The sequence below is a fragment of the Acholeplasma equirhinis genome, assembly GCF_017052655.1.
Taxonomy (GTDB): domain Bacteria; phylum Bacillota_I; class Bacilli_A; order Acholeplasmatales; family Acholeplasmataceae; genus Acholeplasma; species Acholeplasma equirhinis.
In genome coordinates, this window is the sequence record NZ_JAFIDC010000001.1 from 1,275,124 (window position 1) to 1,292,970 (window position 17,847).

At 31.9% G+C, this 17,847-nt stretch carries 17 protein-coding genes; 14 read left to right on the top strand and 3 right to left on the bottom strand.

Going from position 1 to position 17,847, the window contains the following annotated elements:
• The first annotated feature begins 68 nt into the window (after nucleotides 1-68).
• The 4 genes from JV173_RS06010 (at nucleotide 69) to cls (ending at nucleotide 5,375) form a co-directional block, all read left to right on the top strand.
• The gene (locus JV173_RS06010) at nucleotides 69-1,307 is read left to right on the top strand and encodes an adenylosuccinate synthase (protein ID WP_205735390.1); all 1,239 of its coding nucleotides are present in this window, start codon (nucleotides 69-71) and stop codon (nucleotides 1,305-1,307) included.
• Nucleotides 1,308-1,316: 9 nt separating this feature from the next.
• The gene (locus tag JV173_RS06015; protein WP_205735391.1) at nucleotides 1,317-2,534 is read left to right on the top strand and encodes a pyridoxal phosphate-dependent aminotransferase; all 1,218 of its coding nucleotides are present in this window, start codon (nucleotides 1,317-1,319) and stop codon (nucleotides 2,532-2,534) included.
• A 599-nt stretch (nucleotides 2,535-3,133) separates the two neighbouring features.
• The gene (locus JV173_RS06020) at nucleotides 3,134-3,679 is read left to right on the top strand and encodes an Abi family protein (RefSeq protein WP_307836874.1); all 546 of its coding nucleotides are present in this window, start codon (nucleotides 3,134-3,136) and stop codon (nucleotides 3,677-3,679) included.
• A gap of 193 nt (nucleotides 3,680-3,872) precedes the next feature.
• Nucleotides 3,873-5,375, top strand: a complete 1,503-nt coding sequence (gene cls, locus JV173_RS06025) for a cardiolipin synthase (protein WP_205735393.1) — start codon at nucleotides 3,873-3,875, stop codon at nucleotides 5,373-5,375.
• Here cls and JV173_RS06030 read toward each other — a convergent pair.
• Together JV173_RS06030 and JV173_RS06035 are read right to left on the bottom strand one after the other, a co-directional pair.
• Complete coding sequence (locus JV173_RS06030; RefSeq protein ID WP_205735394.1) at nucleotides 5,367-6,035, bottom strand: DUF2238 domain-containing protein; 669 nt, start codon at nucleotides 6,033-6,035, stop codon at nucleotides 5,367-5,369. The two genes, cls and JV173_RS06030, sit on opposite strands and share 9 nt — an antisense overlap.
• A gap of 42 nt (nucleotides 6,036-6,077) precedes the next feature.
• On the bottom strand, nucleotides 6,078-6,983 hold the full coding sequence (locus JV173_RS06035) for an AAA family ATPase (RefSeq protein WP_205735395.1): 906 nt from the start codon (nucleotides 6,981-6,983) through the stop codon (nucleotides 6,078-6,080).
• A gap of 171 nt (nucleotides 6,984-7,154) precedes the next feature.
• Between JV173_RS06035 and pflB the strand changes: the two genes are divergently transcribed.
• The 7 genes from pflB to JV173_RS06070 all read left to right on the top strand — a co-directional run bounded on the left by pflB (nucleotide 7,155) and on the right by JV173_RS06070 (nucleotide 15,180).
• Nucleotides 7,155-9,446: a formate C-acetyltransferase gene (pflB, locus tag JV173_RS06040; protein ID WP_372433666.1), complete on the top strand. Its 2,292-nt coding sequence runs from the start codon at nucleotides 7,155-7,157 to the stop codon at nucleotides 9,444-9,446.
• A complete protein-coding gene (pflA, locus tag JV173_RS06045) occupies nucleotides 9,433-10,185 on the top strand; it encodes a pyruvate formate-lyase-activating protein (RefSeq protein WP_205735397.1) in 753 nt (250 codons plus the stop codon). The genes pflB and pflA overlap by 14 nt, the downstream gene beginning before the upstream one ends.
• Before the next feature lie 85 nt (nucleotides 10,186-10,270).
• Nucleotides 10,271-11,857: a formate--tetrahydrofolate ligase gene (locus JV173_RS06050; protein WP_205735398.1), complete on the top strand. Its 1,587-nt coding sequence runs from the start codon at nucleotides 10,271-10,273 to the stop codon at nucleotides 11,855-11,857.
• Entirely contained in the window at nucleotides 11,854-12,690 is an 837-nt protein-coding gene (locus tag JV173_RS06055) for a bifunctional 5,10-methylenetetrahydrofolate dehydrogenase/5,10-methenyltetrahydrofolate cyclohydrolase (RefSeq protein WP_240453021.1), read from the top strand. The genes JV173_RS06050 and JV173_RS06055 overlap by 4 nt, the downstream gene beginning before the upstream one ends.
• A 4-nt stretch (nucleotides 12,691-12,694) precedes the next feature.
• A complete protein-coding gene (locus JV173_RS06060; RefSeq protein WP_205735399.1) occupies nucleotides 12,695-13,816 on the top strand; it encodes a glycerophosphodiester phosphodiesterase family protein in 1,122 nt (373 codons plus the stop codon).
• A 62-nt stretch (nucleotides 13,817-13,878) separates the two neighbouring features.
• A complete protein-coding gene (locus JV173_RS06065) occupies nucleotides 13,879-14,466 on the top strand; it encodes a YdeI/OmpD-associated family protein (protein ID WP_205735400.1) in 588 nt (195 codons plus the stop codon).
• Between the two features lie 18 nt (nucleotides 14,467-14,484).
• Nucleotides 14,485-15,180, top strand: a complete 696-nt coding sequence (locus JV173_RS06070) for an HAD family hydrolase (protein ID WP_205735401.1) — start codon at nucleotides 14,485-14,487, stop codon at nucleotides 15,178-15,180.
• A gap of 52 nt (nucleotides 15,181-15,232) precedes the next feature.
• On the opposite strand, the gene JV173_RS06075 is transcribed toward JV173_RS06070, so the two are convergent.
• Complete coding sequence (locus JV173_RS06075; RefSeq protein WP_205735402.1) at nucleotides 15,233-15,640, bottom strand: OsmC family protein; 408 nt, start codon at nucleotides 15,638-15,640, stop codon at nucleotides 15,233-15,235.
• Between the two features lie 99 nt (nucleotides 15,641-15,739).
• Here JV173_RS06075 and JV173_RS06080 point away from each other — a divergent pair, with 99 nt between their 5' ends.
• The 3 genes from JV173_RS06080 (at nucleotide 15,740) to JV173_RS06090 (ending at nucleotide 17,670) form a co-directional block, all read left to right on the top strand.
• On the top strand, nucleotides 15,740-16,273 hold the full coding sequence (locus tag JV173_RS06080; protein WP_205735403.1) for an inorganic diphosphatase: 534 nt from the start codon (nucleotides 15,740-15,742) through the stop codon (nucleotides 16,271-16,273).
• 6 nt (nucleotides 16,274-16,279) lie between these two features.
• Complete coding sequence (locus JV173_RS06085) at nucleotides 16,280-16,987, top strand: YebC/PmpR family DNA-binding transcriptional regulator (protein ID WP_205735404.1); 708 nt, start codon at nucleotides 16,280-16,282, stop codon at nucleotides 16,985-16,987.
• 89 nt (nucleotides 16,988-17,076) lie between these two features.
• Nucleotides 17,077-17,670: a hypothetical protein gene (locus JV173_RS06090; RefSeq protein WP_205735405.1), complete on the top strand. Its 594-nt coding sequence runs from the start codon at nucleotides 17,077-17,079 to the stop codon at nucleotides 17,668-17,670.
• Nucleotides 17,671-17,847: the final 177 nt, after the last annotated feature.

A 17,847-nucleotide genomic window follows, 5' to 3' on the forward strand; every position in this document is an offset into this window, starting at 1 on the left:
ATTGTAAAAACATGTTAAAATGGAAATTGGTTTTAATGAACCAATTTCTTTTTTTACGAGGTGACATAATGGAGAATATTGCTGTTTTAGGGACTCAATGGGGAGATGAAGGAAAAGGTAAAATTACTGACTATTTAACAAGTCGTGCAGATGTTGTTGTAAGATATCAAGGTGGCAATAATGCTGGACACACAGTTAAGTTTGATGGTAAGAAGTATGCACTTCATTTATTACCATCAGGTATTTTAAATCCTAAGACAATTAATGTCATGGCGAATGGAATGGTTATCAATCCAGAGGCTTTTTATGATGAATTATCTAAATTAGAAAACAGCTTTAATTTATATATTTCAGATCGAGCACATATCGTTCTTCCATATCACATTGAAAAAGATAAGAGAAATGAAACTAAAGATAATATTGGTACAACACATAAAGGTATTGGACCAACCTATGAAGATAAATATGGTCGTCGTGGCGTCAGAGTTGCTGATTTCGTAGGACCGCACAATAAAGAGATTTTAACTAAAAAATTTGAAGAAAATAAAGCATACCTTTCAAATGTAGATATCAATGAACTAGTGTCAAAATATCTTGAGTTAGCAAACTTTATGAAATCATATGTTAAAGATACATCGTATCTATTAAATGAAATGGTTCACACCAAGAAAATTTTATTTGAAGGTGCACAAGGCGTACTGTTATGTATTGATCATGGAACATTTCCATATGTCACATCAAGCAGTCCAACTGCTGCAAGCATTCCAATTAATACAGGGCTTGCACCATGGTTCATTAAAGGTGCTATTGGTGTAACTAAAGCATACTCAACAAGAGTTGGTAATGGTCCATTCCCAAGTGAACTCTTTGGTGAACTTGCAGATAAAATTAGAATCATTGGTAATGAATTTGGTACAACAACTGGACGTCCAAGAAGAATTGGTTGGTTAGATACGGTTGTCATCAATTATTCAAAACGTGTTTCTGGTATTTCAACACTCGCGATTACTTTACTTGATGTTTTAACAGGACTGGATGAAATTAAAATTGTAACTAAGTACCTGTTAGATGGTAAAGAAATTGATAGCATTCCAGCAAGTGTGAAAGATTTTGAAAGATGTGAACCTATGACAATTTCTCTTCCAGGATGGAAGGAAGATATTACACAGGTTAAATCATTTGATGAATTACCAACAAATGCAAAGAATTATATTAAAAAAATAGAAGAACTCACTGGAATTCCTGTTTCAATTGTTTCTGTTGGTCCTGACCGCATTCAAACAATTGAAGTAAAACCAGTTTTATGAGGCATCCGAATGGGAAAAATAGATATATTAAAAATTGCTAAAATTGCACAAGCAGAAAAGAAAATTAATCCTAATATCATTGATGCAACAATTGGAATGTTTTATGATGATGAAAGTAAGCTGATTATTCCAGACGTAGAAAAAGCATTTAAAAATTTAGATCTTTTTGAGACTTTCAAATACGGGGCAACAGATGGTGGTAAGGTATTCGAAGAGAATTTAATTGATTGGGTACTTGATGAAAAACGTGAAATGTTAGAAAAGAAGTTCATGTTAACAGGTATTTCAACACCAGGTGGCTCTGGTGCTTTATCTATGGTTTTTAATAGTTATGGTGAAATTGGTGATAAAGCACTTGTTTCAGATCTTCGTTGGCGTTACGATTATTTCCTAAGAACAGCCAAGATGGGTTACCATGAACATAAGCTTTTTGATGGTGAACACTTCAACCTTAAAGACTTTGAAGAACAATTAGCATATTTAGCTAAAAACCAAAAGAAGATTATTATTGTGATAAATGACCCTTGTCATAATCCAACTGGATTCCAATTGTCAGAGGAAGAATGGCAAGCTATCGTAAAAATAGTAAATAAATTTGATCAAAATGAAATCATTCTAACGTTTGACCTTGCATATTTTGATTATGATCCACGTGGATTTAAAAATGCAAGAAAGACATTTGAATTCTTTATGGATTTAAAAGAACACGTTCAAGTCTTAATTTGTTTCTCTGCATCTAAATCGTTTGCAATGTATGGTGTGAGACTTGGTGGTTTAATTGGTTTACACCACAATAAAGCTCAATACGATTTCTTTAAGAAAGATGTCATTGATGATGCACTTGGCAAATGGAGTACAGCTCCTTCTGTAGGTGTTGGTATCTTTAATCAATTAGTTGCACAAAAAGAACAATACTTAAAAACTTTAACACGTCTCACATTAACACTTAAAGGTCGTGGTGAGATTTTCTTAGAAGAAGCTAAACAAGCAGGTCTTGATATTTATCCTTATCGAGGTGGGTTCTTTGTACTCGTTAAGTCAAAAAATCCTGAACTAGATTTTGAAAACTTAACTAAGGAAGGTATTTATCTAATTCCTATGGAAAGTGGCCTTAGAGTCGCACTTTGTGGCATTACAACAAAAGAAGTTTACGGCCTTGCTGGTAAGATACATAAAACACTTGATAGAAGAGATTATAGCGGTAATGGCGAAAAACAAGACATTTAAAACAGTTGACGAACAGATTAATTTGATCTTAGAGAGAAATATAAAAATAGATAATCCTAAAAGTGTAAAGATAGATCTTTTAAAGTACAATTATTTTAATATTATGAATGGTAATGTAACTCTATTTCTAAAACAAAAAACACCTAAAATCTTTAGAAAGAATATAAATTTCAGACTTTTCAAAAAAATCATGATACTTGATCAAAAGATACTACGTAAACATTCAGTCAGTTAACTGTGCTCGAAAACAAACTAAAAAGTATCATCGCATATCGATTTTCAGAACAAACAGTAAGCACACCACCGAGAGCTGAAGATAATTTAAAGTTAATGGATATTGGTCAATATACGATTCCCTTACATGGGACAGGACCAAGCAGCTATATAAATTCATTTTATAACGGGACAGATATGAAAAAGAGACACACCTTTTTTAAAAAGTATTCTAAGTATAATGTGATTTTTAATGGCACTTTTACGGGGTTATGTACTTTTGATCCAATAAAAACATAAATATTTTAGAGGGAGAATTTAAAGGAAGATTCAATTCAAACTCTAACAATGTATTTAAGGGGAAATTCTATTCGATTATAAATACCATACCAACAGGGAATCATTTTGATATGTTGTTTTCTGGGTTAAAGGGGAATATTACCGAACTAAATTACGTCGATTATCAGAAAATACTTAGAGAATATGTGAATGAATATTATCATCCACCACTTTGGGTTATTATAAAAACCTTAATGTTTAATGACTTAATATTGCTTTTATATGGCTTAAATACGAGCACGTTTAATTTAATATTGAGTGATTTTGGATTAACGCCTGGTGATAAAGCTATGTTTTTAAACTCTTTAGAAATTCTACGTGAATTAAGAAATTATTGTGCTCATGGCGAAATTATTACAAGATTTAGAACCAGTAATGTACTTGAAATAAATTCTTCCTTAATAAGGAAATTGAATTTAAGTACAAAAAGAATCAAATACATTATTAAATTAAGCGATAGTATAAAAGTTTTAAACTTATACGTGAACACCAATCGTATTAAAACTAGAGTTCAGTGGTTTTATTTCAAGAATGTCATTTGTGGTAGAAAATGGCTTAATAAAAAGTTTAAAGATAGAATTGGAGAAATGTGAAGTATATTTGTTTACTTTTATAAAAATATGATATAATCAAAGTATCTTATTGCCACAGCGGCGTGTATTCCCGACCTAGGGTATACAGAATGCTAGAATACACTCAATTTTGAGTGTATTCTTTTTTTATGTATGGTATGATTAAGTTAAACAACTAAGAAGATAACTTTATGACTAAGAAAGTGTGATTACTTTGAGAAAACTCATCTCATTTTTAACCAATCGTGTCATGATTGTAGGACTTATGTTCTTACTTCAAATATCTGTTCTCGTTTGGTTTGTAAATGTATTTGCATCTGATTGGTACTATCTGCACTTAGGATCGATGATCTTAGGTTTTTTAATTACACTTCATTTAATTGCAGATGATGAAAATCCAATGTTTAAATTACTATGGATTATTATGTTGTTATTGTTGCCAGTCTTTTGTGTGATGTTTTATTTATACGCAAGAACTGAACGTCTATCATTTTCAAGTTCATCAAGAATGATTGCAGCATCTAAGGTGAGAGAAGTTGAACTTAAAAATGTTGAAAGTCAATTTGGTAAAGAATATCTTAAACAACAAATGTATTTAGTCAATTTAAATTATCCAGCATATAAAAATACAAAATCTCTTTTCTTAGGTAGTGGAAAAGAGAAGCAAAAAGAATTATTACAACAATTAAAAACAGCTAAGCATTTTATCTTCATGGAATATTTCATTATTACTAAATCAAAGATGTGGGATGAAATCTTAGAAGTATTAATTGCAAAACAAAAAGAAGGTGTTGAAATCAAGATCATTTACGATGACTTTGGTTCAGCAACTAAATTACCGTTTAATTATCATAAACAACTTGAAAAGCTAGGCTTTGAAGTTGTTAGATTTAATCCAATGAAACTACATATCAATTTTTCAATGAACTACAGAGACCATAGAAAAATTGTTGTAATCGATAATAGAGTTGCATTTACGGGTGGAATAAATATTGGTGATGAATACACCAATAAGAAAAAAGTATTTGGTCAGTGGCATGATGCTGCAATTATGGTTGAAGGGGAAGCTGTTTGGTCCTTTACAGCAATATTCCTAGAAAACTGGCATTTCTCAACTAAAAAGGTAGTCGACTATCAAAAGTACTATTTAAAACATACTGTAAAAGGTGATTCAAATTACATACCATTTAGTGATATTCCAGTAGATAAGAATTTAACAGCAAAAAGTATCTACTTACACTTAATTAATGATGCAAAAGAATCAATCTATATTACTGCACCATATTTAATTTTAGATAATGAAATTGCTACAGCGTTAAAACTGGCTGCAGAAAGTGGCATTGATGTAAATATCATCTTACCTTCAATACCAGATAAACGTTTGATCTATATGGTTTCTGAAAGTTATGCAGAAGAGTTAGTAAGATATGGTGTTAAGTTATATAAATACACACCAGGATTTATTCACTCTAAAATGATTATTACCGATAAAAAGGTTGCAATGATTGGATCATCTAATCTAGATTTTAGAAGTTTATATATGCACCTTGAAAACAATCTTTGGTTAAATGATTTAGAAACCATACAGGATATGGTTACATACTTTGAAAAAACAAAAGAAAAAAGCCGAAAAATTACTTCGACTGATTTCAAAAAACATAACTTGATCTATCGCACATTTAGAGCGGTACTTCGAGGATTTTCACCATTACTTTGAAAGTTCCCTAATCATGAAACTCATGATTGGGGCTTTTTTTGTTTTCGTATAAAAAGTGAATTGAATTATAAAGATTAAAACACCAATAAAGTTTGAAATGATATCAAACATAGTTTCACCAACATCAACTAAATACTTCCCATTAAATCCTAAAACAGGTACACCTTGAGTTGTTGATCCAAGTAATTGGTCCATACTAAACTCTAGCATTTCCCATACAGCTTCGATCATCATACCGAATGAGAATATAAATAGTAGGTTGAAGAAGAGGGATGATTGATTGAGTTTGTTTGTTTTAATTAATACAATTAATCCTAAAATAGCAGTGGTGTATCCAAAAAATACATGAATTAACTTATCATAATTAATGTTTTCAAACTGGTTATAAAAGTTCATTGAAGCACCTAAGAAAACAGCAACAAATACATAGAACGTGTAAAAGACGAGTAAAAAGACATTCATTTTTTCTTTAAGAACTGCATATGCGATTAAAGGTAACGCAGTCAATGTTGTTGTTGCAAAATGACTTAAGAGTCGACCATTTGGGTCATCACCAGTTGCTAAAACGTAAATAAGTAAATAAAATGCAACAACAAACATTAAAACATTTGAAATAAGTGAAATTAAAACTATTATTTTATTCGAAGATTTGTTTTCCATAAAAATACCCCCTTAATACTATTATAGAAAAAAGCCACTGAACTAGTGGCTTTCTTGATTTAATAAATTAAATTGTTCAAGTAAAGATAAAACATTTGAATCTAGTTTTTGGTTTTCTAGAATTTCAGGTTTAATATTTGGATAATTTGTATGATGTAAAATGACATCTATAATATCACATACCCTTAAGGAGGGTGGTATATTTTTAATTTCATTGAAGAATCTAAATGCGTACATGCTGGAAACTTGTTCATGTAATTTAAACTTATTGAGTTTAGTTGTACCTTTTCCAAGGTCATGGAAAAAAGATGCAAGTAGAAGTTCTAATGATTTGGATTTTGAGATCATCTTATCCGTATGAGCGAAGACATCCATATCATCTTCAAGTTTTAAAATTTCAGGTAAATAAGCAGCATTAATAAATCGTCTAATTGTTTTATATGTTCCATTTGACTTTAAGTAATCAACAAAAGTATCCAAGGTAATGGGTTCACTTAAGAAATTAGATTGAGAAATGATTTTAAAATCATCTGTATCAACACCAATTTTTGGTGGCATCATACCACGATACATATCTTTAACAACAAAATCAGGTACAACCCTTTCAGGATCTCTACGTTTATTTTGGAAAAGTGCTAAAGCTTTTGGTTCTAAAATTAAATGAACCTCAACATAATATCCACGTTGTTTAAATTCCTTATAAAGAAAAATCCTTTTCTTTCTATCGATATTTGTTGCATCATAAATGAGTGAATCACCAAAACTAAAAACAAGTTCATGTAGTCTTGTAAATACTCTTTGATCATCTTCAGGATCATGATGTGCTTTGAGTGTTTTAAATAACTCTAATCGAATCATATCTGAAGAAAAATATGGAAGTTTCAGTGTTTTACCATAAGTAGACTTCCCAGAACCAGGAATCCCTACTAAAACGATAGCTTTCTTCATATTTTTTCACCATTTTAATAAACTTATGATAACACATTGTGTGTTATTCACGACAATTTATAGACTCTAAAAAGCACCTAATTTTTAGAAAACGCTTTCTATTATAACTTTCCAAGCAATTTTTTTGACACCTCGATAAAATAATAATAGATAATCGTGTCCAATATACACATATTAAAGGAGAAAGAAAACATGGAAAACGCATGGAGAGGTTTTAATGCTGGTGCATGGAATAATTCTATCAATGTAGCAGACTTTGTTAAGAAGAACTATAAAGAATATAAAGGTGACGCTAACTTTTTAGAAGGTGCAGCTGAAAGTTCACTTTCGTTAAATGAACAATTTAAAAACCTATTAAAATTAGAGAAAGAAAAAGGTGGAGTAATTGAACTTGATACTAAAGTTGCTTCAACAATTATTTCTCACAAACCTGGTTATATTGACCAAAAATTAGAGAAGATTGTTGGGTTACAAACAGATGCTCCACTGAAGAGGGGCTTTTTCCCTAATGGTGGTATTCAAGTAGCAACTAAAGCTGCTGAAGCATACGGATATAAAGTTGAACAAGAAACAATTGATTTATATACAAATGTAAGAAAAACTCACAATCAAGGTGTCTTTGATGCTTATACACCACAAATTAGAAAAGCTAGAAAATCACACATCATCACAGGTCTTCCTGATGGGTATGGAAGAGGTAGAATTATCGGTGACTACAGAAGAGTGCCTCTTTATGGTGTTGATTTCTTAATCAAAGAAAAACAAGCACAACAAAACACATTAGTCTTCCCAATGACTGAAGATGTAATCAGACTTAGAGAAGAAGTTACAGATCAAATTAGATCACTTAAAGAATTAATTGAATTAGGTGATATGTACGGCTTTGATTTAAGAAGACCTGCAGCTGATTCAAAAGAAGCAATTCAATGGTTATATCTTGCATATCTTGCAGCAGTTAAAGAACAAAATGGTGCTGCAATGAGTTTAGGTAGAGTGGATGCATTCTTAGATATCTATATTGAAAGAGATTTAGTAGAAGGTAAATACTCAGAATTCGAAATTCAAGAAATGGTTGACCATTTCGTAATGAAATTAAGAATGATTCGTTTTGCAAGAACACCTGAATATAATCAATTATTTACAGGTGACCCAACTTGGGTAACAGCTGTTCTTGGTGGTATGACTGTTGATGGCAATTCACTTGTTACAAAAACTGCGTTCCGTTTATTACAAACTTTATACAACTTAGGTACATCAGCAGAACCAAACCTTACTATTTTATGGAGTGAAAACTTACCAGAAGGATTTAAAAACTTCTGTGCAAAAGTTTCAATTGATACATCATCAATTCAATATGAATCTGATGAATTAATTCGTCCAAACCATGGTGATGACTACGCAATTGCATGTTGTGTATCACCAATGGCACTTGGTAAAGAAATGCAATTCTTCGGTGCACGTGCTAACCTTGCTAAAGCTTTACTTTATGCATTAAATGGTGGCCGTGATGAAATCTCTGGTGATCAAGTCTTTGAAAAGACAAAGAGAGAAGTCCTAAGAGCAGACGTACTAAATTATGATGTTGTGATGGAAAGATTTGATGAAACATTAACTGAACTTGCTGAAGTTTATGTTAATGCATTAAATATCATCCATTACATGCATGATAAATATGCTTATGAAAAACTAGAAATGGCATTACATGATTTACATGTGACAAGATGGTTTGCTACAGGTATTGCAGGTTTATCAGTTGTTGCTGACTCACTCTCTGCAATTAAATATGCAGAAGTACATCCAATTTATGATGAAGAAAAAGGTATCATTGTTGATTTTGAAACAATCGGTGATTTCCCTAAATATGGAAATGATGATGATAGAGTTGATTCAATCGCAAGAGAAGTTGTATCAATGATGATGAATAAGATTCGTCAATATCCAACTTACAGAAATTCAGTTGCAACAATGTCAGCATTAACAATTACATCAAACGTTGTATACGGTAAAAATACAGGTAACACACCAGATGGTCGTCGTTATGGTGAACCATTTGCACCAGGTGCTAACCCAATGCACCAACGCGATAAGAGTGGTGCATTAAAATCACTATTATCAGTTGCTAAATTACCATATGAAGATTGCCGTGACGGTATTTCAAATACATTCACTATTATTCCAAAAGCGCTTGGTAAGAACATTTCAATTGAAGGATCAATCACACATTTAGAAGGTGATATTCAAGTTCAAAACTTAGTGAGATTATTAGATGGTTACTTTGTATCAAATGGTTACCATTTAAATGTCAATGTATTTAACAGAGAAACATTAAGAGAAGCTTATGAACATCCAGAATTATTCCCGAACTTAACAGTACGTGTATCTGGATATGCAGTTAACTTCTCAAATTTAACTAACGAACAAAAACTAGAGGTAATGAAACGTACATTCCATGACAACTTCTAATGCTTTATTAGGAAATGTGCATACAATTGAGACTTTCGGTGCATTTGATGGACCAGGATTAAGATATGTCTTATTTCTACAAGGATGTCCACTAAGATGTAAATTCTGTCATAATCGTGATACTTGGGGAACTGAGGATAATAAATTAATGACAGTAGACGAAATTCTTAATGACTACAAAAGGTTCAAGCCCTTCTATAAAGGTGGCGGACTCACCGTATCCGGCGGGGAAGCCACACTTCAAATGGCTTTTTTAACTGAACTCTTCAAACAAGCAAAAGCTCAAGGTATTCATACGTGTTTAGATACAGCAGCTGGAACATTTTCAGAAAAACGCATGGAAGAATTTGAAGAACTGTTAAAATATACCGATTTAGTTCTATTAGATATTAAGCACATTGATAATGAAATGCATAAGTGGTTATGTGGTGCACCAAATACAAACATTTTAAAGTTTGCTGAAGTTTTATCAGAAAAGAAAGTTCCTACAGTTTTAAGACACGTGTTAATCCCAACGATAAATTCTCAAGAAGTCTACCTCAAACGATTAAGAGAGTTTATCGATGGGCTTAGCAATATCACAGGCATTGATATTTTACCTTACCACAAGTTTGGTATTCGTAAATGGGAAGCCATGGGACTTAAGTATGAACTTGAAGATATTAATGAACCTACAAAAGAAGAAGTTTTGATTGCAGAAACTATTCTAAAACAAGGTTACAACTTTTATAAAGTGTAAGCCTTTATACAAAACTTAATACATATTCTATGTATAATAAAAGTATCGATTACGATGATACTTTTATTTTTTTAGGGGTAAATAAATGACGAAATATGAATATTTAAAAGATGTTTTAAAGATTAGACCTGAAGAAATTATTAGCTACGGTGAAGATAAATTCAAAGTAGATTTAAAATTGAAAAAGCGACTTGAAGCTGCTAAAGATGGCAAACTTATTTTAGTTTCTGCAATCAATCCAACTTCAAGTGGTGAAGGTAAAACAACTGTATCAATTGGCCTTGCACAAGGATTTAAGGCAAATGGTGATAATGTCATATTAGCATTAAGAGAACCTTCTATGGGGCCAGTATTTGGTATGAAAGGTGGTGCCATTGGTGGTGGTGTTTCTAGTCTTGAACCTGGTTGGGACATTAACCTGCATTTTAATGGTGATCTCCACGCCATTACAGCGGCAAACAATTTACTTTCTGCCATGATTGATAATCACATTTATTTTGGTAATGAACTAAAGATTAAAGAAGTTTATTGGCAAAGAGCACTGGATGTCAATGATCGCGCGCTTCGCGAGGTTGGTTTAAAAACAAGAACGGATGGGTTCCAAATAACAGCGGCATCTGAAATTATGGCAATCCTTGCATTAGCGAAAGACTTCCCTGATTTAAAACAAAGACTTGCAGATATTTTGATTGGTATCAATGAAGATGATCAAAATGTCCATGTCAAAGATTTAGGTTGTCAGGATGCTTTAGCACTTATATTAAAAGATGCGATAAAGCCTAATATAGTGTTTGCAAAAGAAATGGTACCAGCATTTGTACATGCAGGTCCTTTTGCAAATATCGCACATGGTTGTAATTCTGTGATTGCAACTCAAATGGCTTTAAAACTAGCGAATTACGTAATTACAGAAGCTGGTTTTGGTGCGGATTTAGGTATGGAGAAATTCTTACATATTAAACAACCGCTACTTTCAACTAAGGTTTCTGTTGTTGTTGTCGTTGCAACCATTAAAGCACTCAAACTTCATGGTGGTGTATTAGAATCTGAACTTGATCAAACAAATGTTGAAGCACTTGAAAAAGGCTTAGAGAACATAGAAAAGCATTTTGAAAATATTCACAATCTTGGCTTGCGTGGAGTGATTGCTTTAAATAAATTTGCAAGCGATGCAAAAGAAGAACTCCAATTCTTAGAAACATGGGCGAAGAAGAATCATATTCCTTTTGGATTATCAGAAGGATTTATTAAAGGTGGTAAAGGTACGCAAGAACTTGCTAAACTTGTTAAAGAAGAAGCAGAAAAAGGATCTCATTTTAAACCACTGTATCAATATGAAGATTCAATTTCAGATAAAGTTAAAAAGATTGCAGTTAATATGTACGGAGCAGACGATGTCATTTTTTCTAAACGTGCACTACGCAAAATGGAACAATTCAAAGCACTTAAATTCCCGATTTGTATTGCAAAGACGCCATTGTCATTATCAGGCGATGCAACACTAAAGGGACGCCCACGTCATTTTAATTTAGAAATTAGTGATATAAAAATCTCATATGGTGCTAAACTAATTGTGGCACTCACAAAAGGCATTAATACAATGCCTGGATTAAATGAACATCCACGTGCACTAGATTTTAGAGTCGATGATGAAGGAGAGATTATCTCATGATTTTATTAAACGGTAGAGAAACAGCAGACATTTTAAATGAAAAATTAAAAGAAGCTGTTTTAAAATTACCAAGTCAACCAAAACTTGATATCATATTAATTGGTAATGACCCAGCAAGTGAATCATATGTTAAAGGTAAGCTAAAGACAGCTGAAAGTTTAGGGATGATTGTTGAGATTCATAACCTAGAAGATAGAGTTGAAGAAAGAATTGTCTATGATTTAATCCAAAAATTAAATCATGATAATTCGGTGAATGGTATTCTTCTACAACTGCCTATTCCAAAACATTTAAACAGCGAATTATTGATTGAATCAATTGATTATAAAAAAGATGTGGATGGATTCCACACCATGAATCAAGGTTTACTGTTTCAAAAGAAAAAGGGTATACGTCCTGCAACACCACAAGGGATCATGATGTTACTTGATCATTATCAAATTCCAATTGAAGGCAAACACGCTGTAGTTATTGGAAGAAGTCAAATTGTTGGTGCACCAATTTCTAAAATGTTACTTGATAGAAATGCAACTGTTACAATCACCCATTCTAAAACTACAAATTTAGCAGAAATTACGAAACAAGCAGATATTTTAATTGCTGCTATTGGCAAAGCTAAATTTGTTACAAAAGATATGGTTAAACAAGGTGCAGTTGTTATTGATGTAGGTATTAATAGAATTGACGGTAAACTTGTTGGTGACGTTGATTTTGAAAGTGTTCAAGGTATTGCATCATATATCACACCAGTTCCAAAAGGTGTTGGTCCAATGACGATTTGTGCACTAGCGCATAATTTATACGAGTTATATAAAGAACAAAAAGGAGAATAACAACATGAAGATTTTTATAAGAATTGTTAAATGGACTTTAATTAGTTTATTTTCACTTGTCTTAGTGATTAGCATTTTAAACTTTGTACCATTTACGATTTCATCTGTATCAAAAAATAATACATTCTTAAAAGAAGGTAAATATCCACTGATTATTCCACATGGTGGTGCTAAAGAACTTGTTCCAGAAAACACAGTATTTGCATATAACTATTTAATGGAACACTATAATCCACAAGTGTTAGAGATTGACCTTGCTATGACAGCAGATGGACAACTTATTTCACAACACGATTTATATTTAACAATGAGTCCCGGTTCTCAACTTGATAAGGCTTTTGTACGTAGTCATTCATATGCTGAAATTGTTCAAGCAATTAAAGCGGATGATTATTATCTAGCAAGAACATTCACAGAACCAGAAGATTTAGGTGGCCAACAACCATATAAAGATTTAGATGCGAATGACCCAATTATGCAACAAATGATTCCTGCAAGAATCAGAGACATCTTTGAAGAAGTGAATGATAAAGTTTTATATATCTTAGAAATTAAAGATGCACCAGAAGAAGGTAATAAAAACGGTTATACACCGGGTCTTCATGATTATAAAGCTGCTGCAGCGGAACTCATCTCCTTAGTTAGAGAGTTTAACTTAGAAGGTAAAGTTGTACTTGCATCATTCTCTGATGAAGTTACTGACTACTTCAAAGAAAATGCACCTGAAATGTTAATGGCTGCTGCAACAAGTGAAGTTACAATGTGGGCAGTCTTATCAGCATTTAACTTAGATTTCTTCTGGCCAATCAAATCAGAAGTCTTAATCTTACCAAACCCTTCTTCAATGAGAATTCAAGGAGGAACAGCTAAATTACTTGATATAATCCCAAGTATTTTCAGAGATTATATTGCACTTCCTGAAGGTGATTATTATCGTGCGAACTTTATGCATGCTCAAATGATTAATGATGCTCACAGAAAAGGCATGGCTGTGCTTTACTGGACAGTAGATGATCCAGAAGAAATGAAGTTATTAATTGAACTTGGTGCAGACGGTATCATTACGGACCGCCCAGATTTATTAAAAGCTTTAATTGATCAAATGAAAGCTGAAGAACAAAACTAATCTTAAACAAAAAGGCATTTGGTATACCGAATGCCTTTAATTCTTTTTATGGGGGATTGAATATGAAAACAGAAGCTGTAACAAATCACATTAGTCAATATAAAGAATGGAAAGAAGAAATTACATTTTTAAGAGAAATCGCAACATCACTTGAAGTTGATGAAGCAATTAAATGGGGACAACCTGTTTATATGGTTAAGAGTAAAAATGTATTTATTTTAAGTATTTTCAAGAATTACTTTACTGTTAATTTCTTTAATGGTATTCTTTTAAAAGATGAAAAGAAAATATTAACATCACACGGAGACTTTCAACAGTCATCACGAATCATTCGAATGCAATCATTAGAAGAAGCTAAAAGATTAGAACAAATCATTAAAGCATATATGATTGAGGCAATCGAAAATGAACTCAAAGGTTTAAAGCCTGCTAAAGAACAAATCGAAAAAGCAATGCCAGAATACCCAAGTGAACTCATTGATGTGTTCCAAGAACTTCCAAGATTTAAAGAAGCTTTTGAAAAGTTAACACCTGGAAGAAAAAAAGCATATCTTTTATATTATAATGATGCTAAACAAAGAGAAACTAGAATTAAAAGAATATACAAATATGTCGATCAAATCCTAGATGGAAAAGGTATGACAGAATAATTAGAAATAGGTTTAAATATGAAAAAAATGATTGTATCCGATTACGATGGCACGTTTTATCGTAATGAAGAAGAATTAAAAGAGAATATTAGATTAATTGAAGACTATCGTAATAAAGGCAATTTATTCGTGATTGCAACCGGTAGAGCATATACAAGCTTTATGGTTGAATACGAAAAAAACAATATACCGTTTGATTATTTGATCTTATCAGGTGGTATGTTACTCGATAAAGATTTAAATATTTTATATTATGAATCTATCGAAAAAGATGTGATAGATCATTTAAATTCTGATATAAAAAGATATGAAAAATATATTACACAATGTAAATATGTCGGATTAAAAACTTCAAGTGAAGAAAGTATTTATCCACTGACTAAGATTGCTATGAGATTTAATGATGTGTTAAAAGGTTATGAGTTTTCAACACACGTATTAAACCTTTATAAATCAATTAATTGTTATGTTTTAGCACTACCTCATGCAACATTGGTTGAGATTATTTCTAATAAAACAAACAAAGGTATTGCCTTAAAAGTGTTAGAGAAAATAAGTGGTATAAATCCTAAAAATATTTATACAATTGGTGACTCATCCAATGATTTAGAGATGATACAAATGTATGATGGTTATATGGTAGATACTGCACAAACAGATCTTAAACAACAAGGGTTTAAGATTGCAACGATTAAAGAATTAACATTAAAATAAAAATATCACAGCGAAAACTGTGATATTCTTTTAATGGCCTTATTAAAATGTTTTAATATTGAGCAACAGACCAAGTAACTGCTTCTTTGTCTGCAATTAACTTAGATACAGGGCAGAATCTATGGGTGATTTCAAGATACTTTTCAGCGTCATCTAATGACACACCTTGGATTGCAACATTGGCGTGTAATTTAAATTGATAGCGTGTTTTATCATCAAACCAAAGATCAACTTTGACATCAATTCTAGTGACTGGTTTAATGCCTTTTGCTACTAAAACTGAGTGAAGTGTTGCAGCTAAGCAAGTTGCCCAAGATGCACCAATTAATTGTTCTGGGTTTGTGTGGTTACTATCTGCATTTTTAACACCATCGGTGGTAAAAGTATAACCACTGTCTGCTTTGACAGTTCCCGCTAAACCGTCAATATTTGTGATTGTAGTTTCATAAACATGTTTCATTATCTATACCTCTTTTGAAATATTATACTATCTTTAGATAGAAAAAAACGATTTTTAGTGTTACAATAAAGTTGCTGAAAAGGAAAATTAGGTGATTATATGAATATTTGGCACGATATAAATCCCGACCGCATCAAGCCACAACGATTCATCGTTTGTGTAGAGATTTCCAAGGGAAGTAAGAAAAAATACGAATTAGATAAACAAACGGGGATGATTATCTTAGACCGTGTACTCTTTACATCTGCCCACTATCCAGCAAATTATGGTTTCATTCCGTTAACATATGCAGGGGATAATGACCCTCTTGATGTACTTGTCCTATGTCAAGAAGACATTGAACCAATGTCACTTGTAGAATGTTATCCGATTGGGGTCATTAAGATGATTGATAGTGATGAAGTTGATGAAAAGATTATTGCAATACCTTTTGGTGATCCATCATTAACCCAATACACAGACCTGAAGAGTTTACCACATCACTTGCTTTCTGAAATTACACATTTCTTTGAAGTGTATAAATCATTAGAAGGTAAGAAAACATACATCCTAGATGTAGAAAGTAAAGACGAAGCTGAAAAAGTAATCAGCGAAGCAATAGAAAAATATCAAGAAACATTTGGAAAGAAGTAATTTATTATGGGAAGAGCATTTGAAGTAAGAAAAGTCGCAATGGCAAAAACTGCCGCTGTAAAATCTAAAGTTTATTCTAAGTATGGTAAGGAAATCTATATGGCTGCTAAAGCTGGTACACCTGACCCAGATACGAACGTAGCTTTAAGAAGAATTATTGAGCGTGCAAAGAAAGAACAAGTAACAGCTGACGTTATCAAACGTGCAATTGAAAAAGCGATAGGTGGAAGTGAAGAAAACTATACTGAAATCCGTTATGAAGGATTTGGACCTGGTAATAGTTTATTCATCGTTGAATGCTTAACTGACAACACAAATCGTAGTTTATCTGATGTAAGAACACTATTCAATAAAGCATACGGAAAATTAGGCGTTTCAGGTTCAGTGTTACACCAATTTGAACACCGTGCTGTTTTTGAAGTGCCAACTACTGAAGAAAAAATGTTGGAATTCTTAATTGAAAATGATATTAACGTCATCGATATTGAAGCAGAAGATGAAAAAGTAACAATCTATGCCGATCCATCTGAATACGGTAATATTAAAGACGCATTAAAAACTGCGGGATTAGAAACAACTCAAGACGCTATTATGTTTATTCCAATGAGCGAAGTTGAGATTACTGATCCTGAAGACTTAGCTAAGTTTGAAAGACTGCTTCAAGGTCTTGAAGATTTAGACGATGTATCTAACGTTTATCACAATGTAAAATAAAGTGCTTTTATAGCGCTTTTTTTTCAATAAAAAAGGGGAGAGTTTTTATGAAAAAAAGTGCGTATTTTACTTTTTTAATGTTGTATACTTTGAGTTTTACACTCGTATTTTTAGCAGTGTTTTTTATCTTTAGATATCATCCTGATCGAGAATTGATTTTAGTTATCACGGTTGCTTTATCAACTTTAATTTCAATCCCAGTCATAATGATTTCTAAAATCCCACTATATAAAGCTTTTAATTTATTACACACAGGTAAATTTATTGAACTACTAGAATATGCTAAAAAACACCAGACACTAGTCTTAACAATTGATTCAGAAAATATGAAACTACTCGTTGCAGTTGCGGCATTTACACTTTATGATGATCTAACCCTTATGCAATACATGAAGGAAGTAAAGCATAAAAAACTCTTAGGAATTAAGTATGCAACGATGTCAATGTATTATGGTGTTATTGGTATGCAACCTGAAAGTTTGGATTATTATGTTAAATACAAAGAACATATTAAATTTTTAAAGCCGTATCAAACACGTGTTCGATTTATGAAATACATGGAAAAATTCCATTTAATTGTCGAAGGACACGCTAGTCAAAGCGTTTTTGAGGATTTGGAGTATGATTTAAGTAACCCAAGAGTAACGGAATTTATCAGAAAATTTAAAAACAACAAAATGTAAAAAATCCCAAATTTTCCGATAAAAAATTGAAAGCGTTATCAATTATAGAATCATTTGCAATGTAAATGTCAAATATTTAAAATGGAAGTGTCTAATCGATTCTTCCATTTTTTTATCCTTCAAACTTTATATAAAATATAAAAAGTTCAAAATGGTATAATTTAAGCATAGATTTAA

Bases quoted from the DNA above. Each gene is read 5' to 3' on its own strand.
- JV173_RS06010 (WP_205735390.1), top strand. From the start codon at position 69: ATGGAGAATATTGCTGTTTTAGGGACTCAATGGGGAGATGAAGGAAAA.
- JV173_RS06015 (WP_205735391.1), top strand. From the start codon at position 1,317: ATGGGAAAAATAGATATATTAAAAATTGCTAAAATTGCACAAGCAGAA.
- JV173_RS06030 (WP_205735394.1), bottom strand. From the start codon at position 6,035: ATGGAAAACAAATCTTCGAATAAAATAATAGTTTTAATTTCACTTATT.
- JV173_RS06035 (WP_205735395.1), bottom strand. From the start codon at position 6,983: ATGAAGAAAGCTATCGTTTTAGTAGGGATTCCTGGTTCTGGGAAGTCT.
- pflA (WP_205735397.1), top strand. From the start codon at position 9,433: ATGACAACTTCTAATGCTTTATTAGGAAATGTGCATACAATTGAGACT.
- JV173_RS06050 (WP_205735398.1), top strand. From the start codon at position 10,271: ATGACGAAATATGAATATTTAAAAGATGTTTTAAAGATTAGACCTGAA.
- JV173_RS06055 (WP_240453021.1), top strand. From the start codon at position 11,854: ATGATTTTATTAAACGGTAGAGAAACAGCAGACATTTTAAATGAAAAA.
- JV173_RS06060 (WP_205735399.1), top strand. From the start codon at position 12,695: ATGAAGATTTTTATAAGAATTGTTAAATGGACTTTAATTAGTTTATTT.
- JV173_RS06065 (WP_205735400.1), top strand. From the start codon at position 13,879: ATGAAAACAGAAGCTGTAACAAATCACATTAGTCAATATAAAGAATGG.
- JV173_RS06070 (WP_205735401.1), top strand. From the start codon at position 14,485: ATGAAAAAAATGATTGTATCCGATTACGATGGCACGTTTTATCGTAAT.
- JV173_RS06075 (WP_205735402.1), bottom strand. From the start codon at position 15,640: ATGAAACATGTTTATGAAACTACAATCACAAATATTGACGGTTTAGCG.
- JV173_RS06080 (WP_205735403.1), top strand. From the start codon at position 15,740: ATGAATATTTGGCACGATATAAATCCCGACCGCATCAAGCCACAACGA.
- JV173_RS06085 (WP_205735404.1), top strand. From the start codon at position 16,280: ATGGGAAGAGCATTTGAAGTAAGAAAAGTCGCAATGGCAAAAACTGCC.